Source organism: Chryseobacterium sp. KMC2 (genome assembly GCF_016756935.1).
Classification (GTDB): domain Bacteria; phylum Bacteroidota; class Bacteroidia; order Flavobacteriales; family Weeksellaceae; genus Chryseobacterium; species Chryseobacterium rhizosphaerae.
In genome coordinates, this window is the sequence record NZ_JAESIT010000005.1 from 43,527 (window position 1) to 64,503 (window position 20,977).

Sequence of the window (20,977 nt, forward strand, 5' to 3'; positions counted from 1 at the left end):
GAATTTATTTCCGGGATTTTTGTTTTATAAATATAAGATAGTCTCTATCCTCTGATCCATTTCCAAAGCTCTTTTAAAGTCGCTTTATTGCCATACATCAATATACCTACACGGTAAATTTTTCCTGCCAGGAATATCATGAAAATGGTTGTTCCCAGCAATAATGCAATAGATAATGCAATCTGCCATGCAGGAACTCCAAATGGTATTCTTGCAATCATTGCCACAGGTGAAGTAAACGGAATAATAGATAACCAGAAGCCCAATGGACCATCAGGATTATTCATTAATGAAAAACTTCCGTACATCCCCAGCATCAATGGTAAGACAGCAAATAAAGTAAACTGCTGGGTTTCGGTTTCATTATCAACGGCAGAGCCAATTGCAGCATAAATTGAACTGTAGAAAATATAGCCTAAAAGGAAGAAAACAATAAATACAAAAATAATCAATGGGAAGTTCATTTCCAGTAAGCTATGAGAAATCTGAGTAGCAAGCTGGGCAATGTCCAGTTTATTCATCACCTGTTCATTTCCGCCGGGCATATTTTTCTGGAGTGATGAAAAACCGGTATTTAAAACCAAAGCACCAATCACAGACATGGTAATCCAGATGATAAATTGAGTTAAGGCAACCAATGTCACTCCTAAAATTTTCCCCATCATCAGCTCAAAAGGTTTTACAGAGGAAATGATAATTTCTACGACACGGTTGTTTTTTTCCTCCAGCACGCTTCGCATAACCCTTACCCCATAAATGATAATAAACATAAATGTTACATACATAAGAATCATACTAAGCCCTGTTTTCACGCCGAAAGCAAGATCAGAATCCTCTTTATTGTCATTAGATACATTAATGGTTTTCAGAGTGAAGCTTTTGTCAAGATCATCTAGCTGAACTTCCTGAATGCCTAACTGCTTGATCTTTTCCTTTTTAATAACATTGGAAATATCAGATACGATCTTCTGTTTCGTATCAAGACCTATTTTGCTGTTCACTATTAATCGGCTGCCGCTTTCCAGCTCATCATAATTCTGATTCTTAAGCTCCGGTAAAATCAAAATACCATCCAGAGACTCATTGTCTTTTAAATTATTAACTTTTGCCTTTTCGTCTGCTGCAGAAATAAATTGATAATCCAGTTTATCATTAGACTTGAACTGATCTCTGAACAATCCGCTTTTATCTACTACCTCGATGACACTGTGAGACTCATTAGCTTTAAACATCAGCCCGATTACTGCTCCAAAAGCAATAATAAGGATAGGAGCCAATAAGGTCAATATGATAAAAGACTTTTTCTTAACCTGAGTAAGAAACTCTCTCTTTGTAATTAAAAAAATATTATTCATAAAATTAAGAATGGTTACTTACTGCATTAATAAACACTTCATTCATACTAGGAATTCTTTCGTCGAATGATCTTACCTGGCCTACGTTGACAAGGTCAAGAAGAATATTATTTTGACCGGTTTCATTCTTCAGATCGAATGAGACAAGATTGTTCTCGTTAGAAAGATTGAAAATCTCATATCTGTTTTTGAAGTTTTCAAATTGGTCATTGCTAACTTCGGAAAGCGTAACACCAAAAATATTTTTCTTAAACTTTTCTCTTACATCAAAAACCTTTCCGTCAATAATCTTCTTGGAATTGTTGATCAGTGCTACATAATCACACATTTCCTCTACACTTTCCATTCTGTGGGTAGAAAGAATAATGGTGGTTCCATTATTTTTGAGATCAATGATCTGGTCCTTGATCAAGTTCGCATTCACAGGGTCAAAACCGGAGAAAGGCTCATCGAGAATCAAAAGGTGGGGCCTGTGTAAAACAGTGACTACAAACTGAATCTTTTGGGCCATCCCTTTGGAGAGCTCAGAAAGCTTTTTTTTCCACCACTGGTCAATATTGAGTTTTTCAAACCACTTTTTTGCTTCCTGTAAGGCGTCATTTTTGCTCATTCCCTTCAGTTCGGCAAAATAAAGAATCTGATCACCCACGCTCATATTTTTATATAAGCCTCTTTCTTCGGGCATATACCCAATATCCCTGATATGATTGGGGTTCAGTTTTTCTCCATTGATGAAGATATCTCCTGAATCTGCCTGGGTAATTTGGTTGATGATACGGATAAAAGATGTTTTTCCAGCTCCGTTGGGGCCTAGAAGCCCATAAATGCTGCCTTGTGGAACGTGGATGCTAAAATCATCCAGTGCGACCTTTTTTCCTGCATTATAGGTCTTTTTAATATGTTCAGCTTTTAACATTAAATTGTTCTTTTACAATTAGTATAAAAAAGTGCTGAAAGTTACGGAAATATTAAACAGAATTGATGTAAAAGAAAAAATCCTGATGATTATCAGGATTCTAATTTATTGTTTTACGATTTGAGTAACTTTTTGCGTGTTGTCACTTAAGATATAACGGATCAGATATTTTCCGGGTTTCAATTTTTCAATATTGATTTCTCCGGAATTCATATTGACAGTATAGCTGGCAACCTGCATACCCAAAATAGAATAAAAAGTCACACTTTTGATTCTTAAAGAAGAATCCTTTGCCTTTATGATAAGGTAATCCTTTGCAGGATTTGGATAGGCAATCATTACTCCATCATCAGCTTTTTGTGAGATGGAACTCGGCTCTTTAAGCTGAGCTTGTAAATTGTTGGAAAATCCAACAAAAGTGCCTACAAATAAAATTAAAAGTAAAAGTTTTTTCATCAAATTTATATTTTCTCGAATATATATAACAAATGTAACAAATTCTACAATCTTGTACAATAGTTTTTTATTGAACTTGTAGTAAATTTGTAGAAACTTATTCAAAAAGTATTCCAAAATGATACATTCAAGAAATAGAAGACTTAGAGTTAATGAATCTATCAGAAGTTTGGTAAGAGAAAATGTGCTTACAACTGATGATTTTGTAATGCCAATCTTCGTAATGGAGGGCGAAAACAAGCAGGAGGCGATCCCGTCGATGCCGGGGATATTTAGGCGGAGTATAGATCTGACCGTAAAAGAATGTAAGGAATTATTTTCTTTGGGAGTAAAAGCTGTCAATCTGTACATGAAAGTGTCAGAAAACCTGAAAGACAATACCGGAAAAGAAGCATGGAATAAAGACGGATTGATGCAGAATACCATTAAGGCGATTAAAGATGCCGTTCCGGGAATGGTGGTTATGCCTGATGTAGCGTTAGATCCTTATTCAATCTATGGTCATGACGGAATCATTGAAAACGGGAAGGTTTTAAATGATGCTACCAATGATGCATTAGCCAGAATGTCTGTGTCTCATGCTGAAGCAGGGGCAGACTTAGTGGCACCAAGTGATATGATGGATGGCAGAGTATTGGTCATCCGTGAAGCATTGGAAGAAAGTGGATTTACAGATGTAGGAATTGTAAGCTATGCTGCAAAATATGCAAGCTCTTTCTATGGACCTTTCAGAAGTGCCTTAGATAGTGCACCGAAAGATGATATGGAAATTCCGAAAGACAAAAAAACATATCAGATGGATTTTCATAATTCCCGTGAAGCATTGAATGAAGTCTATAAAGATATTGATGAAGGAGCTGATGTTATCATGATCAAACCGGGACTTCCTTATCTTGATATTGTTTCTAAAGTACGTGAAGCTATAGATCTGCCGATAGCAGTTTATAACGTAAGTGGAGAATATGCTATGGTAAAAGCAGCCGTTCAAAATGGCTGGCTGGATAATGATAAAACTATTATTGAAAGTCTTACCTGTTTTAAAAGAGCCGGAGCAGATATGATCTTTACTTATTTTGCGAAGGAGGCAGCAATGATTCTGAATAAATAAGAAAAAGATACTATAAAAAAACACCTCAACTAGAGGTGTTTTTTTATGATCATATTATAACCAGCCTTTTTTTCCATACACATAAGTATCATCAAACTGTTTATCACTCATAAACAAGTATAGGATACCTTCTATAAACGGGATAATAGAAGCAGCTCCTAAGGTAACAATATTCAGGACAAGCTGAATAACACCTTCTTTGGTATAACCCAGGTAAAATTTATTGAGAGCCAGCCACCCTACCAGAATACCTAATATGGCCGCTGGAAGTTTCTTTTCCGAACGATAGGGAATATTGTTCTGCTGATTTTGTGTATTTTCTGTTTTTGTATAGCCGTAATTTTCCATTTCCTAATGTTTTTAAACGATTGATTTTTTTCAATATAAGTAGTTTGAAGTTATAAAAAGTTACAATGCTATGAAAGTAAATAAGTTTATATTGCTATAAAGGGAGTTTATATTTTTGATATATTTGCCCTATGATTTTACGAGGAGAAAACTTAATCAAAGAATACGGTCCTAAAAAAGTTGTAAAAGGCGTTTCTGTACAGGTTCAACAGGGAGAAATTGTTGGTTTGCTGGGTCCGAACGGAGCAGGAAAAACCACTTCGTTTTATATGATTGTAGGGTTGGTTAAGCCTACTTCAGGAAAGATTTTTCTTGATAAACAGGAAATCACCACTGATGCGATGTACCGCAGAGCTCAGAAAGGAATCGGATATCTGGCTCAGGAAGCTTCCGTTTTCAGAAAACTTTCCGTGGAAGAAAACATTATGGGAGTACTGCAGCTGACCAAACTTTCAAAACGTGAACAGCACATCAAATGTGATGAGCTGATCGAAGAATTTTCTTTACAACACGTTCGTAAAAACAGAGGGGACCTTCTTTCCGGAGGAGAAAGACGTAGAACGGAAATTGCCCGTTGTCTTGCTACCAGCCCGAATTTCATTCTTTTGGATGAGCCTTTCGCCGGGGTTGACCCGATTGCGGTAGAAGATATTCAGAAAATTGTAAGAAGCTTAGTTGATAAAAATATCGGAATTTTAATTACCGACCACAACGTACAGCAAACGCTGGCTATTACCAACAAAACTTATATCATGTTTGAAGGTAAAATTCTTAAGGAAGGACTTCCTGAAGATCTTGCCAATGATCCGCAGGTAAGAGAAGCATATCTTGGAGAAAACTTCGTTTATCAGAGTATTTTAGACAAACCAAAAAAGAAAAAATATGCCTACAATATCTGGGCAGGAAATTTTGATTCAAAAAACCATTTCCAGGGATTTGTAGATGAAAACTTTAAACAGTTTGATGACCTTAGACTGATGTATGGTTTTGAAGATATCAGCTTTGCTTCATTGGCCAATTCTGAGATTGAACATATCTTTAATGAAGTGGTGGATAAAAATGCAAATAACTCATTTGTTTTCCAGAAAAAAGAAATCAACAGCCAATATTCCTTAGAACAGGCAGAAGCAGCATCTAAAGAGGCAAGTCAATCAGAACTTCACTATCTGACAACGTATATGTATGAGGGATAAAATCGGGGATTTTGTTGAAAATATAAAAATTGGAAGCAAAGTCTTTCCGGATCATGAATATGGTATTCTAACAGATTAAAAAAAATATGAATTTTCAACGATAATCCTCTGGGATATTCCTGATCAAAGAGATTTTGGGGATTGGTGCGGAGTGTGGGAGAGTTTTGTTGAAACTGGCTGAAAAATAGCTGATAACAGTGATCAGTTTAAATATAGTAATGATTAATATTGAGGAAAATAATATTCGTAAAGTCTATGAAGTTTCTTATTTTCATATTTCCTCTTATCTTTTCAATAAAAACAAATGCCCAAACCATAGTTTCTATTAAGAAGCCAGTGGTGAATCCTGTTTTATCTGTTTACGATGCACCCAATCTGGAAGCTAATGTTTATCTTATTAATAAAGATTATATTGTCTTTCAGGGAAATGAAGGGATAAGAAACGTAACGAGCGCAGATACGAAATCCTTTTCTGTACATAAAGTTTATGACGAAATGGCCAGAAATAAAGATGGAATTTTTGTAGAAGGAAATTTTGTAAAAACAGATACATTAGGTTTTAAATATATAGGGACCACTGGTAATGGCCATCTCTGGAAGACCAAAACTAAGATTTATAAAAACCTTACCGAGCTTACTGACTTTACTGCTTCAGAGTTTATTCCGCTGAAAGATTCAAAAGGAAATTATTCCAGTTACCAATACTATCAATACAAGGATCAGGTGTATTACTATGATAAACTGGTCAAAGATATAGATGTCAGTACTATTGTTTTTCTTGACTGGGAATTGTGTTATGACAAAAATGGATTTTATGACAGGGGTGAAAAAGTATTTTTTGAAGGAACTCCTGTAACTTATCTTACTCCGTATTTACAGAAAGCAAAAAATCACGTCCTTAATAGGGAAAATATTCTTCCCGGAAGTGATGCTGATTCCTTTATTAAACTGCATGGAGATTATGCCAAAGATAAAAACCGGGCCTATCATGGTTCTTCTATTGTAAGGGGTGCAGATGCTGCTTCGTTTGTTTCTGTAAATGAACATTTTGCTAAAGATAAAAATCATGTTTACAGTGACAGCAATATAGTGCCTGATGCAGATCCTAATACATTTGTTTTACTGGATAAATTCTATTTTAGAGATAAGAACCATGTTTATTATCAGGATCAAATATTACCCATTGATATAGCAGATGCCGGAAAATTGAAAATATGGAACACAGATTATGTCTATACATTTATCACGGATGGTAAAAAAGTTTTTTTAGCAGAAACTTTATTAGACAAGCCAAAATTTGACGCCCCAAGTTTTGGAGTTATCGCTGATCAGGCACTGTGCTATGATAAAAATGGGATATACATCAGTTCCTATGATGCTAAGACCAATGAGGTTTTATATAAAAAGATTCCTTTCAATTATTCAGGTGCAGTAGACCGTAAAGATATTATCGAAATTCCGGGATATATTTTTTATAAAGAACAGGCATATTCAGATCATAATAATGCCAGTGTTTTTAATCATGTGACTCAGGAACATATTGATATTCTGAAAAACAAGAATAAAGATCTGATAAAAATTAATGGTTCCGTTCAGTTCAGAACCAATTACGATTTTCTATTGGGAAAAGTGGGTAATAATGTTTACTGGAATGATAAAAAAACTTCTGCAGATGCAGAAACATTTGAAAATATTAAAGATACCTATTATAAAGATAAAAACAACGTGTATTTTTATTCTTATAATACAGGATTAACTACTCTCAAAGGAATAGATCCAGGTTCTGTAAGGGTATTTAATGCCTTCCTGGCGGATAAAGATTATATTTATACAAAAAACCACAGAATCATTAAGAGCAAAAATATAGAACTTCTTGCTGCATATGAGGGCTCATGGCCGATGTGTGCAGTAGGAAATCCTGTTTCATCTACTTATTATGTATTTAAAAATGCTGAAGGCTATTGGCTGGCATTGATTTCCGATAAAAATGTTGAAATCAATGAAATACCTGCATCTGATCCCAATCTTAAACAATTTTTAGAAATCAGATAAATCTTAGAATAACAAAGAATTATTTGCTGTAAATCATAATAAAACGTACCTTTTCTCTTGAAACGGTACGTTTTTCAGTTTAAATAATTCCTATGGCAAAACCTTTTAACAGAACAGTTACTTTATTCGGGATCTATAAACAGCTGGTTCCATTTATCAGGCCTTACCGTCCCATGATTTATGGCACATTGTTTCTTACTTTTTTGGGAGCTCTGGCAGCACAGGTCAACCCAATCGTACTGAAATATACGGTGGATGAGGTGACCAAGCTTACCCATCTTCCACATCCCATGACAGAAGGTATCCATATCCTGATCATTATCTCCATTATTTTGTTGGGAAAGGAATTGTTGAATATTTTTATCAATTTCGGACAGAAGTTTTACGGAGAAAAGATCAGAATTAATGTAAGTTCTGTTCTCGCCCAGTCAGCTATAGATAAAATTTTGACCTATAAAGTTGCTTATTTTAATGATGAAAACCATGATTCGGGAAAATTACAGATCAGAATTGACCGCGGTATTGAAAGTTTAACAAAGCTGGTCCAGAATTTTTTCATAGATATTCTACCGCTTTTTTCCAATGCGATTATCGCTTTGATTATAATGTACATGCAGAATGTCTATGTGGGAATGGTTTCTACGATCATTGTTCCCATTTATTTTTATATAAGCTCCCTACAGGCGAAAAAGCTGGGTGGAGTGCGTCGCCAGCTCAGAAACCAGAGAGAAAAGAAAACTTCAGGACTTTTGAATCTGATTAATTCCATTATGGTGATCAAAAGTTTTGTCCGTGAAAAATTTGAAGGTAAAAAGCAGTATGATCTGCAGATGCAGCTCATGGAAAGCCAAATGTTTACCAGAAAGATCAACTTTATTTATGATGGGTTGAAAACCTTTATTGAACAGTTCGGAGTCGTTCTTATTATTCTTTTAACGGTTTATCTTGTGCTGGATCAGCAGATGACTATCGGGGCTATTATGCTTCATATTATGCTTTTTAATAATGTTTCAGCACCTATCCGTCAACTGCACAGGATTTATGATGATATGAATGACGCCATGATCTATGCCGAAGGATATTTTGATATTCTTAATGCAGATCATGAAGCCGAACCCAACGGAACTTTTGTAGAAAAACAGATCAAGGGCGTTTTTGAATTGAAAAATGTTGATTTTACCTATCCCAACGGAACAAAAGCTTTGCATAATGTATCCATGAAAATTGAGAATGGAAAAACAACCGCTTTGGTTGGGTTAAGTGGAGCTGGAAAATCTACGGTGATTAATCTTTTGTGTAAATTTTACCTCCCGGATTCCGGGGAAATCCTGTTAGATGATATCAACCTTAATGAATTTGATAATACTTTTCTGAGAAGTGATCTCGGATTAGTTCTTCAGAAAAATCATATCTTCCAGGGAAGTATTGAAGACAATATCCGCTATGGAGATATGAATGCTGATCTTAAAGAAATTCAGGAAGCCGCAAAAAAGGCTTACCTGCATGAGCAGATTATGGATCTTCCTGACCAGTATAATCATGATGCCACTCAGCTTTCAGGAGGACAGCAGCAGAGAATTGCTATTGCCCGATTATTTCTTAAAAATCCGCCTATCATTTTTCTGGATGAGCCTACAGCAAGTTTGGATGCAATAGCCACAGAGCAGATCAAGAATTCCTTAGATGCCATAAAAGAAGGTAGAACGGTGATTATTATTTCGCATTCTTTATCCCAGATTTTAGATTCAGATACCATTTATGTGATGAAAAAGGGCAGGGTGGTCGAAAACGGGACTCATGATGAACTTTATAGTAAAGATGGTACCTATCGTGAGATTTTTGATGCTTCAGCACGGAGTTTAAACCTGGATAAACTGGTGAATACTTATAAAGAAAACTAAATCAAAAAACTCAGCCGGACAGCTGAGTTTTTTTATTCAATACCCATTTTTCAATGGGCTTTTTCAGGAACCTGATAAGTGCCCACCTCTGCACCAAAAGCAATATTGATTCTATTGTAACTATTGATAGCGATGACGGCCATTGTTAAATCCACTATTTCCGTTTCAGAAAAATAATGACTTACTTGTGAATATACCTCATCAGGAACTTCTTTACCCTGTAAAGCTGTTAAAGACTCAGCCCATAGTAGTCCTGCTTTCTCTTTTTCTGTATAAAATGAACATTCTCTCCAGGCACTTACCAGAAATATTCTCTGTTCGGTTTCACCCTTTGCTCTTAATTCTTTGGAATGCATATCCAGGCAAAAAGCACATCCGTTCATTTGAGATACCCTGAAATAAAGGAGTTCTAAAAACGTATTGTCTAATGATGAGTTTTGTACCTGAAATCCCATGTTGTGAAGTGCATTTATCGCTTTGTTTCCCATTGCAAATGCGTTGATTCTTTGTGACATACTATTTGTTTTTTGATTAATGATGTGACAAATGTAGAACGGAAATTTTCGGAATTTTTTTACAAATGATAAATAATGTAATAAAAAAAGAGGATAGGGACGTGATCAGAATAAAGGCAGACAGAAAACAATAGATTTTCAAATATTGTTATCTATTTCTGCGCTCTGATCCTGCTTAAAGAAACCTGGGTAATGCCAATATAATCTGCCATATCTCCAAGACTGATGCGCTGAATAAGATCAGGTCTCTGTCTGAGAAAATTGTGATACCGCTTTTTGCCGTCGTCCTCTAGCATTTCACTGATTCTTCCCATCATATTCACCGGAGCTTTGGAATATAATTTACTGAACAGTGTTTCTGCACTGTGGTATTTTTTACACAGTTTCTCAATGATATCCTTATGTATGCGGAGAACCTCTGTCTGTTCTACCGCTACAATCATATACTTTGAAGGCTGGCTGGTGAGAAAGCCGCTTAATTCTGCAAAAAAAGCATTCTCTGCAAAAAAGGTCATGATAAAATCTTTGTCACCATTGTCAAAAAATAATTTGACAAGCCCTTTTTCTATAAAATAAATTTTCAGTAAATATACATCAAAGATTGAAAACAGGAAAAACGGTTGTAAATAAAGGCTTTACAGCCGTTTTATGATTTTTTGGTAATGTGGTAAAAAGCAGGAAAAAGCAACGATTGGCAAAAGTAAGGTTACTAAAACGTTACTTTTAAACATCGGAAACAATCGATTCAAAATACTGTATTTCAGCTTTTTGCGCAATTTTTCATATTGTTCCGTGGCTCACATAAGTTTAATTTTATCATTAAGAATTGTGAGTATGGAAACGACAAAAAAATCAACATTTAAGGTGCTTTTCTACCTTAAAAAGAACGCCCCGAAGAAGAACGGAAAAGTTACGGTTATGTGCAGGGTTACCGTAAACGGTAAACAGTCTGCATTCAGTACCAAGCTGGATATTTGCGCAACAAATTGGGATTTGAAGTACGGCAGGGTTTTAGGTAAAAGCCGAGAAGCCCAGGACACAAACAGCAAACTTGACAAAATTCGTTTGGGTATCGAGGAATGTTATTCCAAAATCCTGAAAAACGAGGGGGCTGTAAACAGTGCTAAACTTAAAAATGCTTTTCTTGGTATGGAAAGCGGAGAGCTTACCTTTTTCAAATTCTATGAACAGTTCCTGTCCGACTATGAAAAAAAGGTAAACAGCGGACTACGGGTAAAAGGTTCACATGGTAAATACAAAACACTTTTAAAACACCTGCGGAATTTTGCAAAGATAAAATATGGATATTCTGACGTATCTTTTACCGACCTGAATTGTGAGTTTGTACAGGAGTTTGATTATTACTTGCGTAACGACAAAGGTTTAGTGCATAATACGATTTGGCTCTATATGATTGGCTTTACAACCGTGTGCCGATTGGCAATGAACAGAAAGCACCTCGCCTTTCATCCGTTCAGCGAGTACAAGAACACCAAAAAGGACAAGGATAGAGGCTATCTGATTCGGAACGAGTTGGAAGAACTTGTAAAATTCAACTGTGAAAAGAAGATTGATGAATTGGTTAAAGACCTTTTTGTTTTTAGTTGCTTTACAGGTCTTTCCTATTCGGATATGAAAGGACTTAGAAACAGTAATATTCAAGACTTTTTTGATGGCAACCAATGGATAATCGTACGCAGAAAGAAAACGGCTACATCGTCAAACGTGATGCTGTTGGATATTCCAAAAATGATTATTGAGAAATATGCAGGATTTTCAAAGGACGGCAAGGTTTTTCCTGTTCCGTCTAACAGCTACTGCAACGATAGATTAAGTGCAATATCCGAACAAATCGACTGCCTGAAAGAAAAGAAAGTAACCTTTCATTTGGCACGCCATACATTTGCCACCCTATTTTTAAGCGAGGGCGTTCCATTGGAGAGTTTGAGCAAAATGTTAGGGCATAAGAATATTGCCACTACACAGATTTACGCCAAGATACTTAACGAGAAAGTTGGTAAGGATATGCAAAAGGTATCGCACAAATTTAAGAGTTTGGAACGCTCTTTTGTTTCGCAACTCTGAAACCAATTAAAGTAGTTAAGGAAAGTCAATGTTATTTACATTGGCTTTTTTTGTATTTTTACTATTGGTGGAAACAATGGTAAAAAAACAGAATGAAAACACTTATTCTACTTATAATTTCGTCAACACTATTATTGAGTTGTAACCAAAATAAAAAGAAAGAAGAGCAATCGACCACTAAAGAACAAGTAAACGATGTAGTGGATAAAACCGTATCATTATCGATTGAGCCAAAGATTTTTAAACTTTCTGAAATCCCTGATATTTTAAAAGTTACAATATCCAACAATACCAATGATACGATCACAACGGGGGTACATTATCAGATTGAAAATTATCAGAACAACGTCTGGAAAGAAGTATCACCAAAGGACATAGTTTTCGAAGACCTTGGCTGGCGACTAAAACCAGCCGAAAGTGAAGATTTTGACAAGAAATTATATAAAGACCAAATCAATTATAAGGCAGGCAAATACAGAATTGTCAAATATTATCTGAATTCCGACTATCAAACGACAAAGGAAACTCATAATGTTTACGGAGAGTTTGAGATTAAGTAGAATATAAATATCACAGCCCACCGCTTTAAGCAGTGGGCTGTTTCTTTAATTTACCGATACGGTTACGGTTTCAAAGCATTCATTTATTCGGCTAATGCTGATAGTTATCTTCCAACACCTTGATAATGTCGCTTTCACGGAAAAGGATTTTCCGTTCGAGCTTGATAAAAGGTATCAGTTTGTCATCCCTGTACTGTTGTAATGTTCGTTTGCTGATGTGTAGCATTTCGCAAATCTGTTCGCCTGACAGGTAGATTTCCCCTTTTAAGAGTGGATGAAAATATTCCCTGATAAAGACCGTAAAAATTGACATGAATGCAGTTGAATACCACACAGGATTGACCAAATTTTTCGGTCAGTTTCGGGGAATAGCAACCAATTACAATCAGATTGTAAAGCTGTTGAACGCAAATTTTTCGGATAAAAAAGCATCGGCATACCTCTATAAATTGGAAAAACAGACAGCAGAAATGAAAGAATTGTTGCTAAAGGTTTTAATTCTTACCAATGAATTTGAAAAGAAATACCTGAACAAAGAGTGAAGTTATGATTGCAAAAATTGGAAAGGGAAGCAATATGTACGGAGCGATTTTGTACAATCAGCAAAAAGTGGACAAAGAAAATGGAGCAGTTTTGTTGCTGAACAAGATACCCGATACAATGGACGGCAGGTATTCTGTAGCGTATTTTAACAAGTGCTTTGAACCATATCTGTCGGCAAATATCAAAACAGAAAAGATGGTAAGGCATATATCGCTGAACCCAGACCCAAAAGACAAGGTAAGCGATGAACAGTTTACGGAAATGGCACAGGAGTATATGGAACGTATGGGGTACGGCAATCAGCCTTATATTGTTTTCAAGCATACGGACATTGACCGAACGCATATACACATTGTTTCGACCTGCGTGGGCATTGACGGTAAGAAAATCCCCGATGATTATGACCACCCACGTTCAATGGCAATCTGTCGGGATTTGGAACAGAAATACAATCTGCAAAAAGCCACCGAACAGGAGCAGAAACAGGGCAATAAAGTTTTCAAACCTATTGATTATCAGCGTGGCGATATAAAGAGCCAAATTGCTTCGGTAGTCCGTCATTTGCCAAAGTATTACAGCTTTCCGACTATGGGAAGCTATAATGCTTTATTATCGCTATTCAATATCACCGCGGAAGAAGTCAAAGGCGAGCGAAACGGTCAGACCGTAAACGGATTGGTCTATGTGGCATTGGACGAAAAAGGAAACAAGGCAAGCAATCCGTTCAAAGCTTCGCTATTTGGAAAAGATGCAGGCGTAGCACAATTACAAAAACACTTTGAGCAGTCCAAAGAGAAAATGAAAACCAATCCTGCAAAGTCAGTTCTGAAAAATACGGTGGAGCTTGCTATACACACCACAAACAACGAAACAGATTTTAGAAAGCAATTGACCGAGCAAGGCATCAATACGGTTGTCCGCAGGAACGACAACGGACGGATTTACGGTATAACTTTTATCGACCACGAAAGCCGAAGCGTTTGGAACGGTTCACAATTAGACAGAAACTTGTCGGCAAACGTATTCAACGATTGGTGGAACAACGGAAACAAACCCGAATTTAAATTACAGAACAGACCTGTTTCCAATACAAATACATTGGACAATTCGCCAACGAAAAACCTTTTTGAGTTTATTCCACAGGAACATTCGCATAGTTCCGATTTGGGATTGTTCAGCCTGTTACCCGATGCACAAAGAGTGGATTACGAAGAAGAACAGTTTGCTAATCGGATGAAGAAAAAGAAGAAAGGGAGGAGATTGTAAGCCCTCCATTTCAGAGGAGTTGGATAGTATATTAAGTAAATTTTTATTCTTTCTCTAACCCCATTTTTAGAGCCTCAACAGCCTGTGTCAGTTCTTTTTCATCCATCGAAGCAAAACCAAACCGAAATGCGTTTTGTTCCGCATTCCACCTGATAATTTTAAACTGTGTATTGGCAACAAGTCGAGCAATAGAATAGTCAGGATTTAGTTTGATCCAAATAGCCATTCCGCCTGTCGGCAACGTATAAGAAACGTACTTGCCTAATTTTTCTTTCATCAACGCATCTAAAAAATCTCTGCGTCCGTGATAACATTTCTTTGCCTTTTTCAGATGTCTTTTAAGTTCGCCTTCTTTTATCAATGTAGCCAAAGCATTCTGCATATAGCCATCGCCACCTACGTCTATTATTTTTCTGAAAGCCGTACATTGTTCAATAAAATTTTTCGAAGCTACCATAAAACCAATACGTAAAGCAGGGTCTAATAGCTTGGAAAAAGAGCCAATATAGATCACATTCCCATTATGATTGCCACTTGCCAAAGGCAGGTAAGGCGAAGATGTATAATGATAATCGTAGTCGTAATCATCTTCGATAATGGCAAACGAAAATTGTTTGGAAAGTTCCAGTAATTTCACTCGCCTTTCTACGCTTAACGTTACGGTTGTAGGGTAATGATGATGCGGAATTACATACACAGCATCAATCTTTCTCCGTTTGCATATCTTTTCAATGGCATCTGTGTCAATGCCCTTGTGTTCAGTTATATAAATTGTATCATTACATCAAATTGGCAAAGCAGTGGTTGTTGAGCGATTTGTTTGTTCACCCCGATTACAGAGGAAAAGGGCTTTCGGTAGCATTGATAGACCAGGCAAAACAATGGTGCGATGAGACTGGGGCTTGCGGATTGATGCTTGAAACCGAAAAAATAAACGACATAGGCAACAAGCTCTATCCACGTTGCGGATTTGAGTATGACGGCAATCACAATTATTACTATTGGTGGAAATAGCGGACAGGCGGACTTAATCGGTTCGCCTTTTTTCATAAAGTTAGCTAAATGAAATTATTTGATGTTTATAAAAGAATAAAGATTGTAAAAAGAAGCAGAACTATTTCATCAGCAATGGAAAGTAAAAACAATTATACAAACTACAATTGATAACAAATTTGATTATTTGTTATTCATCATTGGAATGCTTTAATAAAACCTTTCCCCACTCGTTCAATTGCCAAAGCACCTCTACTAACTGTTCGCCAAGCGGAGTAAGTGAATATTCTACTCTTGGAGGTAGTTCGTTAAATGATTGTTTGGTTAAAATTCCGTCTGAAACCATTTCGTTCAATTGTTGGTTCAAAACACGTCTGTCGACCTTGGCTATACCTCTTAACATTTCGCTCGGACGTTTTTCGCCTTCGTTTATACGCCATACAATCGGGATTTTCCATTTTCCGCTAATGGCATTTACAGCTATTTCCAGCGGGCAAATTTTTTCTTCTATCGCTCGTTCCTTTGTTTTCATAAAATTGACTTTTTTGTCCCATAGAGGCAATTATGTGTGGTATTGTAGCTCTCAATTTAAGCACACATATTTGCAAAAATAGAAAATTTAATATGGTAAACTTAGCAAAGCAAATAGAAGAACTAAATGAAAATTTAGCAAAACAACTTCCTGCAGAAGTTTTAGAGGTATTCGGGAAATCTATTCAGGATTTTAAAATCAAGAACATCGAAGAAAACAACATCACCACAGGCAATACGTTTTCTGATTTTAGTCTTCCAAATACAAACAATGAAATTGTAAAGTTAAAAGAGCTTCTACAAAGCGGAAAAGTAATTGTAGTTTTTTTTCGTGGCAGTTGGTGTCCTTTTGGCGACTATTCTGTTTTCTTTATGCGACCTGGGCAAAGTGCATCAGCTTACACTAGAACAAGGGAACAAGGGATACTTAATACAGTTTAATCGTGAATTTTATACTCCAAAAGAAAAGCCCGTTAATTTCGTTTTACGGAAAGTAAGCTATAAAAATCACTGCCCAATTAGTTGGATCAAGACCATAGTTCTTTTCCCATGAATCAGGTATGCCATCCTGATCTGAATCTTATGGTGCAGGAAATGTGTTAGCGTAGGATTTAAAGAGGACGATCTTAGCTTTTTTTCAGGTTAGCCCGAATCAAACGTTTAAGCATACTCCTTACCACTATGCTATGAAAAAGTTCAATTGAGTAAAAATAGAGGTATCCAAACCAGTTATGAAAGTGGACAATAGTGCATACAGTAACTCTTTTCAGGTCGTCTTCTGCTTCTGCTATTGAAATTGATACATACGCCTTCAAATGCTTATCATCCAATAAAAGGATGGTTTCATTTGGAGATCTATCCGAAACCGAAGCAATATGATGGCTAGTACCTTTTTCGATACATGCTGCAATACTTCCAGTATCTTCTTTTCTTGAGGTTTTTAAACCAAAAGGTTTGACCAACATGTTACGCAATTTGAATAATGCTTTTATCCAACTTTTTTCTGATCCCCAAAAAGCAACCTGCAAATGGTCGGGAGTTACATGATTAGAAATCGGAGCGATACATTCAAAGGCATCAGCATAATTTGCTGGAAGATATTTATTGACTAAAAACGCCTTATCTACGTTAACCTTATTTACTTTTAAATTCATACAATTATCTCAAAATGATTACTTACCATTAGACCTTTTTATCCGTTTTATTTTTAATAAGAATTTGATATAACTCATTAAACTCATCTTTTGATATATCAGGAAGTAATTGTTGTATTCCTATTAACGTTCCATATTGCACGATTGCGGAATTTTTAGCTTGTTTTGGATCTAGACCTTTTTGAATATTTAAATCAGTAAGATATTCCATTCTCATATCGTCAACCTGTTTTACATATTCTTTCACAGTTTCATTCGAGAAGCTCCACGCACGGATCACCTGCTCGACTTTATGGGATGAGGAGCCAGCCAAATCATTCAGTATGAAATATTTCGTCTGAATATCAGATTGTTCTTCAGTATGTTTAATAAATTCAAGTGTGTTTTTATTCTGCCAATATTTCATCAATGCTTCAATGTAGCCCTCGGTATTTTTAAAATGGTGGTAAAATGAGCCTTTGGTTATTTTCAAAGACTTGCAAAGATTGTCTATGGTAATTCGCTGGAAACCTTCTGTTTTCAAGACTTTAATTCCATTTTCAAACCAATCTGTTTTTTCTATTTTTTTCATGTTCTATTTCTTGAATTAATTAAACATAATGTAAAGCAAAGTGTTGCGGATAGTAAGCAGGTATAAGCCAAGGGATGGAAGTAAATCACCGCAATAATGGATGCTATAACCGAAAGGAAAATATTTGCAAAAATAGCAGACCTATTAGGTTGTTTAATCATAAATGTTTGAAAACCAAATGAAAAAAGCATAAATCCCATCATGACACTGAATCCCGTATAGAATTGCATCACGGTATGCTCTCCCATAAAATCAAATGTCGTCCTTTCCATTTTTAAATAGATTTGCATTACATTTTCAGGACGCTTTGGTGCACTAATTAAATAAACAAGATGTAATGCACCCAGCAACATATAAGATGACGCTCCGATTTTAAAATAGTTCAACCTTTTCATTTTACTTTGAATTACCATACCATATCTTATGGTATACTTTGCAAATGTATTATATTTTATTGAACAATTACTTAAACTGATTCAAAAATATCTGATTAGTTTAAACCGGCGCCTCATATACCTAAATTAAACTGATTTTTGATTTACGTTAAATGAATTCATAAATACCAAGTACAGTTACAGTATAAGTTTATGGTTGTTTTTTGCGTAGTGTAGTATTGCATTAACAGCTATTTCCAGCGTACAATTTTTTTCTTTTACCGCTCGTTCCTTTGTTTTCATAAAATTGACTTTTTTGTCCCATAGAGACAATTATATGCGGTATTGTGGTTCTGAATTTAAGCACACATATTTGCAAAAATAAAAAATTTAATATGAGGGATTTAGAAAATCAAATAGAAGAACTAAATGAAAATTTAGCAAAACAACTTCCGACAGAAGTTTTAGAGGTATTCGGGAAATCTATTCAGGATTTGAAAACCAAGAACATCGAAGAAAACAGCATCGCTATGGGCGATACGTTTCCTGATTTTAGTCTGCCAAATACAAACAATGAAATTGTAAAGTTAAAAGAGCTTCTACAAAACGGAAAAGTAATTGTGGCTTTTTTTCGTGGCAGTTGGTGTCCTTATTGCAATCTTGAATTGAAAGCACTACAAGACAGCCTAAAACAGATTACCGACAGAAAAGCAACACTTGTGACAATCTCACCGCAAACGCCCGATTATAGCGAAGAATTAAAGGGTAATCACATTTTAGATTTTGAACTATTGATGGACAAAAACAATGCTTTGGCTAAACAGCTTGGCATTTCATTTGGTCTTCAGGATTATGTAATTCCGGTTTATAATAGTTTGGGAATTAAATTATCCGAATACAACGGAAATGATAATAACGAATTGCCTGTTCCTGCCGTTTTTGTAATAGATACGGATGGTAGCATTACATACAAGTTTGTTGATACCAATTATATGAACAGGATAGACATCCAAGAATTGATTGAACAATTATGACAGAAATAAAAAGAAAAGGAGCAAGAAGCACAAAGGATATTCCAACAGATATTTTAGTACAGCTGAATCGTGGGGAAATTGAAACAGCCAATCTCGTAGAGTGGTTGGCTGTTGACCAACGGCTTTTATTGGAAAACTTACTTGTAGAACATCAAAGAGCGGATTATTTAAAACCTATTCTATTTAAAATCGACCAACTGAAAAAGCAAACCGTCAATACGATAAATGAAGCTATCGGAACAGGACTATTTGAACAGGCAATACAAAATAATGACAAAGAATTTTTAGCAATTATATCAAAGCATAGTGCCGATTTAGTTCGTTGTTGGGCAACTTATACCATTGGTAGAAATGAAAAGCTGAACATTACAGAAATGCTTAAACAAATTCAATCTTTTTCAGCTGACAAACATTTTGGCGTAAGGGAGATAAATTGGTTGGCTGTAAGAGCGAAAATTGCTCAAAATCTCACCAAAAGTATTGATATACTTTCTGCGTGGACATCAAACCAAAACGAAAATATAAGAAGATTTACCACAGAAGCAACCCGACCTCGTGGTGTTTGGTGTGAACATATCGAAGAACTGAAACAAACCCCCGAATTGGCTTTGTCAATTTTAGAACCTTTAAAGTCAGACACATCAAAATACGTTCAGGATAGTGTAGGTAATTGGTTGAACGATGCAAGTAAAACGCAACCCGAATTTGTACAGAAACTTTGCCAATGTTGGGAAAAAGGAAGCGGAACAAAAGAAACGAAATACATTATCAAAAAGGCATTGAGGACTATTAACAAAGAATAGACAATATTCAAGTAGCTATACGAATTTTTATGCTTCATATAATCCATTTTACCACATATTAAATAAATAAACCACCTGAAATGGCATCTTTCATTAAATAATATCATCTCGGAGATACGGCGAAAAGAAAACGAAATCTCGCTGTCTGCAACCAATATAATTGAGGAAGCGTACCAAATGACTATAACCTACAAGAATTCTTGGGGTCGATAAGAGAGGATATTACGAAAAGCATTAAAAACCATTGGGAAGAAATCAATTTCTTTTGCAATATTAAGTCATATATCCTCTCCAAACTTATTTACCACAATAAGATATTTCGTATACAGACCGCTTGTCCTGTTGATGGAGAGAAAATGTATGTAAGTTATTTTTCAGAACAGTTACAGGAATTAAAACAGGAATACAGTGAGCATATCTATTATTCAGATTTTTACAGATATTATCGTTGAGGAAGAACCGACCGTGATGAAACCTATTTTAGTACGCTCTTTATGCGAATGGTTCTCCTTTCTATGGTAAAGTAGGAATACGAAAAATCAGTTTGACTTTAGAAAAACTGTTTCAGATTACCTTAGGGTATTGCATAATTCTTTCCACCGAATGAAATATCGTACCGGTACCCAAACTGTATTTTTAGACCAACTGAAATCTTCTTTGGAAGAATATATGGGCAAGGATTTATAGAAGTTTCAAAAACAAACAAAAAGGGAACAACTAGGACGGAAGATAGGGTTTGTCCTATTTATACAATAAAAAAAGGGCTTGTTTGCAATGCCCCCAAAAAGTTAGACACTTTCTGGGGGCATTTTTATGAGAAAAAACAAAAAACATAGTTGGGTATTAAAAATATTTGTATGAATTTGAGAAAAATAAATTTTGTATATTTGCTATGAGCGAACGGAAACACGTTGAAAAACAAAGCAATAAGCACCGTTACTAAATCGTTACCTGACTTTTTTGATTATCCTTATAAAAGCTTAGTATTCAACCGATACAGCTTTTTCCTGAAAACTTTAAAATAAAAATACCTGCAGGTTTCATCCGCTTTTAACAGAAAATCCCCTTTTCTGTATGTTTTGGATTCTAAACCTGAAACAAGTCCGTTCATCACTTCCTCTTCTGGTTTTAAGATCTTCTCAATGGTCTGGATAAACTGGGTATGAGGCATAAGAATAGTCTGTTTGAAAAAAATAAAATTAGTAAAAAAGCTCTTATA

Annotated in this window: 23 protein-coding genes and 3 pseudogenes; 13 read left to right on the forward strand and 13 right to left on the reverse strand. The window is 35.6% G+C overall.

The features are described 5' to 3' along the window. Nucleotides 1–44: 44 nt before the first annotated feature. From JML65_RS07275 to JML65_RS07285, 3 genes are all read right to left on the reverse strand, one after another. The gene (locus JML65_RS07275; protein ID WP_047488438.1) at nucleotides 45–1,355 is read right to left on the reverse strand and encodes an ABC transporter permease; all 1,311 of its coding nucleotides are present in this window, start codon (nucleotides 1,353–1,355) and stop codon (nucleotides 45–47) included. 4 nt (nucleotides 1,356–1,359) lie between these two features. Next, nucleotides 1,360–2,271 (reverse strand): ABC transporter ATP-binding protein, encoded by a 912-nt coding sequence (locus JML65_RS07280; protein WP_047488441.1) that lies wholly within the window; start codon nucleotides 2,269–2,271, stop codon nucleotides 1,360–1,362. A gap of 105 nt (nucleotides 2,272–2,376) precedes the next feature. After that, a complete protein-coding gene (locus JML65_RS07285) occupies nucleotides 2,377–2,727 on the reverse strand; it encodes a T9SS type A sorting domain-containing protein (RefSeq protein WP_047488443.1) in 351 nt (116 codons plus the stop codon). 118 nt (nucleotides 2,728–2,845) lie between these two features. Between JML65_RS07285 and hemB the strand changes: the two genes are divergently transcribed. Continuing rightward, entirely contained in the window at nucleotides 2,846–3,835 is a 990-nt protein-coding gene (hemB, locus tag JML65_RS07290) for a porphobilinogen synthase (RefSeq protein ID WP_047488446.1), read from the forward strand. Nucleotides 3,836–3,889: 54 nt separating this feature from the next. Here hemB and JML65_RS07295 read toward each other — a convergent pair whose 3' ends face one another. Beyond that, nucleotides 3,890–4,183 (reverse strand): TM2 domain-containing protein, encoded by a 294-nt coding sequence (locus tag JML65_RS07295; protein WP_047488448.1) that lies wholly within the window; start codon nucleotides 4,181–4,183, stop codon nucleotides 3,890–3,892. Nucleotides 4,184–4,314: 131 nt separating this feature from the next. On the opposite strand from JML65_RS07295, the pseudogene lptB reads away from it, so the two are divergent. From lptB to JML65_RS07310, 3 genes and pseudogenes are all read left to right on the forward strand, one after another. Next, nucleotides 4,315–5,040 (forward strand): annotated as a pseudogene (gene lptB / locus JML65_RS07300) (LPS export ABC transporter ATP-binding protein); the annotation flags it as partial. A 591-nt stretch (nucleotides 5,041–5,631) separates the two neighbouring features. Continuing rightward, a complete protein-coding gene (locus JML65_RS07305) occupies nucleotides 5,632–7,428 on the forward strand; it encodes a DKNYY domain-containing protein (protein ID WP_084085179.1) in 1,797 nt (598 codons plus the stop codon). Nucleotides 7,429–7,601: 173 nt separating this feature from the next. Then, nucleotides 7,602–9,329 (forward strand): ABC transporter ATP-binding protein, encoded by a 1,728-nt coding sequence (locus JML65_RS07310; protein WP_084085864.1) that lies wholly within the window; start codon nucleotides 7,602–7,604, stop codon nucleotides 9,327–9,329. Nucleotides 9,330–9,379: 50 nt separating this feature from the next. On the opposite strand, the gene JML65_RS07315 is transcribed toward JML65_RS07310, so the two are convergent. Beyond that, nucleotides 9,380–9,844, reverse strand: coding sequence for a carboxymuconolactone decarboxylase family protein (locus JML65_RS07315; protein ID WP_047488456.1), 465 nt, complete (start codon nucleotides 9,842–9,844; stop codon nucleotides 9,380–9,382). Between the two features lie 152 nt (nucleotides 9,845–9,996). Beyond that, on the reverse strand, nucleotides 9,997–10,455 hold the full coding sequence (locus JML65_RS07320; RefSeq protein WP_202270520.1) for a Crp/Fnr family transcriptional regulator: 459 nt from the start codon (nucleotides 10,453–10,455) through the stop codon (nucleotides 9,997–9,999). A 223-nt stretch (nucleotides 10,456–10,678) separates the two neighbouring features. Between JML65_RS07320 and JML65_RS07325 the strand changes: the two genes are divergently transcribed. Further along, the gene (locus tag JML65_RS07325; RefSeq protein ID WP_202270396.1) at nucleotides 10,679–11,929 is read left to right on the forward strand and encodes a site-specific integrase; all 1,251 of its coding nucleotides are present in this window, start codon (nucleotides 10,679–10,681) and stop codon (nucleotides 11,927–11,929) included. Between the two features lie 92 nt (nucleotides 11,930–12,021). Beyond that, nucleotides 12,022–12,489: an immunoglobulin-like domain-containing protein gene (locus JML65_RS07330; protein ID WP_202270397.1), complete on the forward strand. Its 468-nt coding sequence runs from the start codon at nucleotides 12,022–12,024 to the stop codon at nucleotides 12,487–12,489. Between the two features lie 91 nt (nucleotides 12,490–12,580). Here JML65_RS07330 and JML65_RS07335 read toward each other — a convergent pair whose 3' ends face one another. Then, nucleotides 12,581–12,802, reverse strand: a complete 222-nt coding sequence (locus tag JML65_RS07335; protein WP_202270398.1) for a helix-turn-helix domain-containing protein — start codon at nucleotides 12,800–12,802, stop codon at nucleotides 12,581–12,583. On the opposite strand from JML65_RS07335, the gene JML65_RS07340 reads away from it, so the two are divergent. Further along, nucleotides 12,801–13,031, forward strand: a complete 231-nt coding sequence (locus JML65_RS07340) for a hypothetical protein (protein ID WP_202270399.1) — start codon at nucleotides 12,801–12,803, stop codon at nucleotides 13,029–13,031. The genes JML65_RS07335 and JML65_RS07340 overlap by 2 nt on opposite strands. Nucleotides 13,032–13,035: 4 nt before the next feature. Beyond that, nucleotides 13,036–14,298 carry a conjugal transfer protein MobB gene (gene mobB / locus JML65_RS07345; RefSeq protein ID WP_202270400.1) on the forward strand — a complete coding sequence of 421 codons (1,263 nt, stop codon included), beginning with the start codon at nucleotides 13,036–13,038 and terminating at the stop codon, nucleotides 14,296–14,298. Nucleotides 14,299–14,341: 43 nt separating this feature from the next. Here mobB and JML65_RS07350 read toward each other — a convergent pair whose 3' ends face one another. After that, nucleotides 14,342–15,070 (reverse strand): PLP-dependent aminotransferase family protein, encoded by a 729-nt coding sequence (locus JML65_RS07350; protein WP_202270521.1) that lies wholly within the window; start codon nucleotides 15,068–15,070, stop codon nucleotides 14,342–14,344. On the opposite strand from JML65_RS07350, the pseudogene JML65_RS07355 reads away from it, so the two are divergent. Further along, nucleotides 15,055–15,312 (forward strand): annotated as a pseudogene (locus JML65_RS07355) (GNAT family N-acetyltransferase); the annotation flags it as partial. The gene JML65_RS07350 and the pseudogene JML65_RS07355 overlap by 16 nt on opposite strands. Nucleotides 15,313–15,481: 169 nt before the next feature. Here the strand turns inward: JML65_RS07355 and JML65_RS07360 are convergent. Next, the gene (locus JML65_RS07360) at nucleotides 15,482–15,823 is read right to left on the reverse strand and encodes a winged helix-turn-helix transcriptional regulator (RefSeq protein ID WP_202270401.1); all 342 of its coding nucleotides are present in this window, start codon (nucleotides 15,821–15,823) and stop codon (nucleotides 15,482–15,484) included. A 92-nt stretch (nucleotides 15,824–15,915) separates the two neighbouring features. On the opposite strand from JML65_RS07360, the gene JML65_RS07365 reads away from it, so the two are divergent. Further along, complete coding sequence (locus JML65_RS07365; RefSeq protein WP_202270402.1) at nucleotides 15,916–16,263, forward strand: peroxiredoxin family protein; 348 nt, start codon at nucleotides 15,916–15,918, stop codon at nucleotides 16,261–16,263. 185 nt (nucleotides 16,264–16,448) lie between these two features. On the opposite strand, the gene JML65_RS07370 is transcribed toward JML65_RS07365, so the two are convergent. From JML65_RS07370 to JML65_RS07380, 3 genes are read right to left on the reverse strand one after another with little or no spacing between them, the layout of a single operon-like run. Then, nucleotides 16,449–16,976, reverse strand: a complete 528-nt coding sequence (locus JML65_RS07370) for a DUF2867 domain-containing protein (protein WP_202270403.1) — start codon at nucleotides 16,974–16,976, stop codon at nucleotides 16,449–16,451. A 28-nt stretch (nucleotides 16,977–17,004) separates the two neighbouring features. After that, nucleotides 17,005–17,547: a TetR/AcrR family transcriptional regulator gene (locus tag JML65_RS07375; RefSeq protein WP_202270404.1), complete on the reverse strand. Its 543-nt coding sequence runs from the start codon at nucleotides 17,545–17,547 to the stop codon at nucleotides 17,005–17,007. Next, complete coding sequence (locus JML65_RS07380; protein ID WP_202270405.1) at nucleotides 17,544–17,942, reverse strand: LIC_13387 family protein; 399 nt, start codon at nucleotides 17,940–17,942, stop codon at nucleotides 17,544–17,546. Before JML65_RS07380 ends, JML65_RS07375 begins: the two co-directional genes overlap by 4 nt. A 374-nt stretch (nucleotides 17,943–18,316) precedes the next feature. On the opposite strand from JML65_RS07380, the gene JML65_RS07385 reads away from it, so the two are divergent. The 3 genes and pseudogenes from JML65_RS07385 to JML65_RS07395 all read left to right on the forward strand — a co-directional run bounded on the left by JML65_RS07385 (nucleotide 18,317) and on the right by JML65_RS07395 (nucleotide 20,445). Further along, on the forward strand, nucleotides 18,317–18,955 hold the full coding sequence (locus JML65_RS07385) for a peroxiredoxin-like family protein (protein ID WP_202270406.1): 639 nt from the start codon (nucleotides 18,317–18,319) through the stop codon (nucleotides 18,953–18,955). Beyond that, entirely contained in the window at nucleotides 18,952–19,758 is an 807-nt protein-coding gene (locus JML65_RS07390) for a DNA alkylation repair protein (RefSeq protein ID WP_202270407.1), read from the forward strand. Before JML65_RS07385 ends, JML65_RS07390 begins: the two co-directional genes overlap by 4 nt. Before the next feature lie 75 nt (nucleotides 19,759–19,833). Then, a pseudogene (locus tag JML65_RS07395) lies at nucleotides 19,834–20,445 on the forward strand (RteC domain-containing protein). A 283-nt stretch (nucleotides 20,446–20,728) separates the two neighbouring features. Here the strand turns inward: JML65_RS07395 and JML65_RS07400 are convergent. Further along, the gene (locus JML65_RS07400) at nucleotides 20,729–20,929 is read right to left on the reverse strand and encodes a hypothetical protein (RefSeq protein WP_202270408.1); all 201 of its coding nucleotides are present in this window, start codon (nucleotides 20,927–20,929) and stop codon (nucleotides 20,729–20,731) included. Nucleotides 20,930–20,977 lie beyond the last annotated feature (48 nt).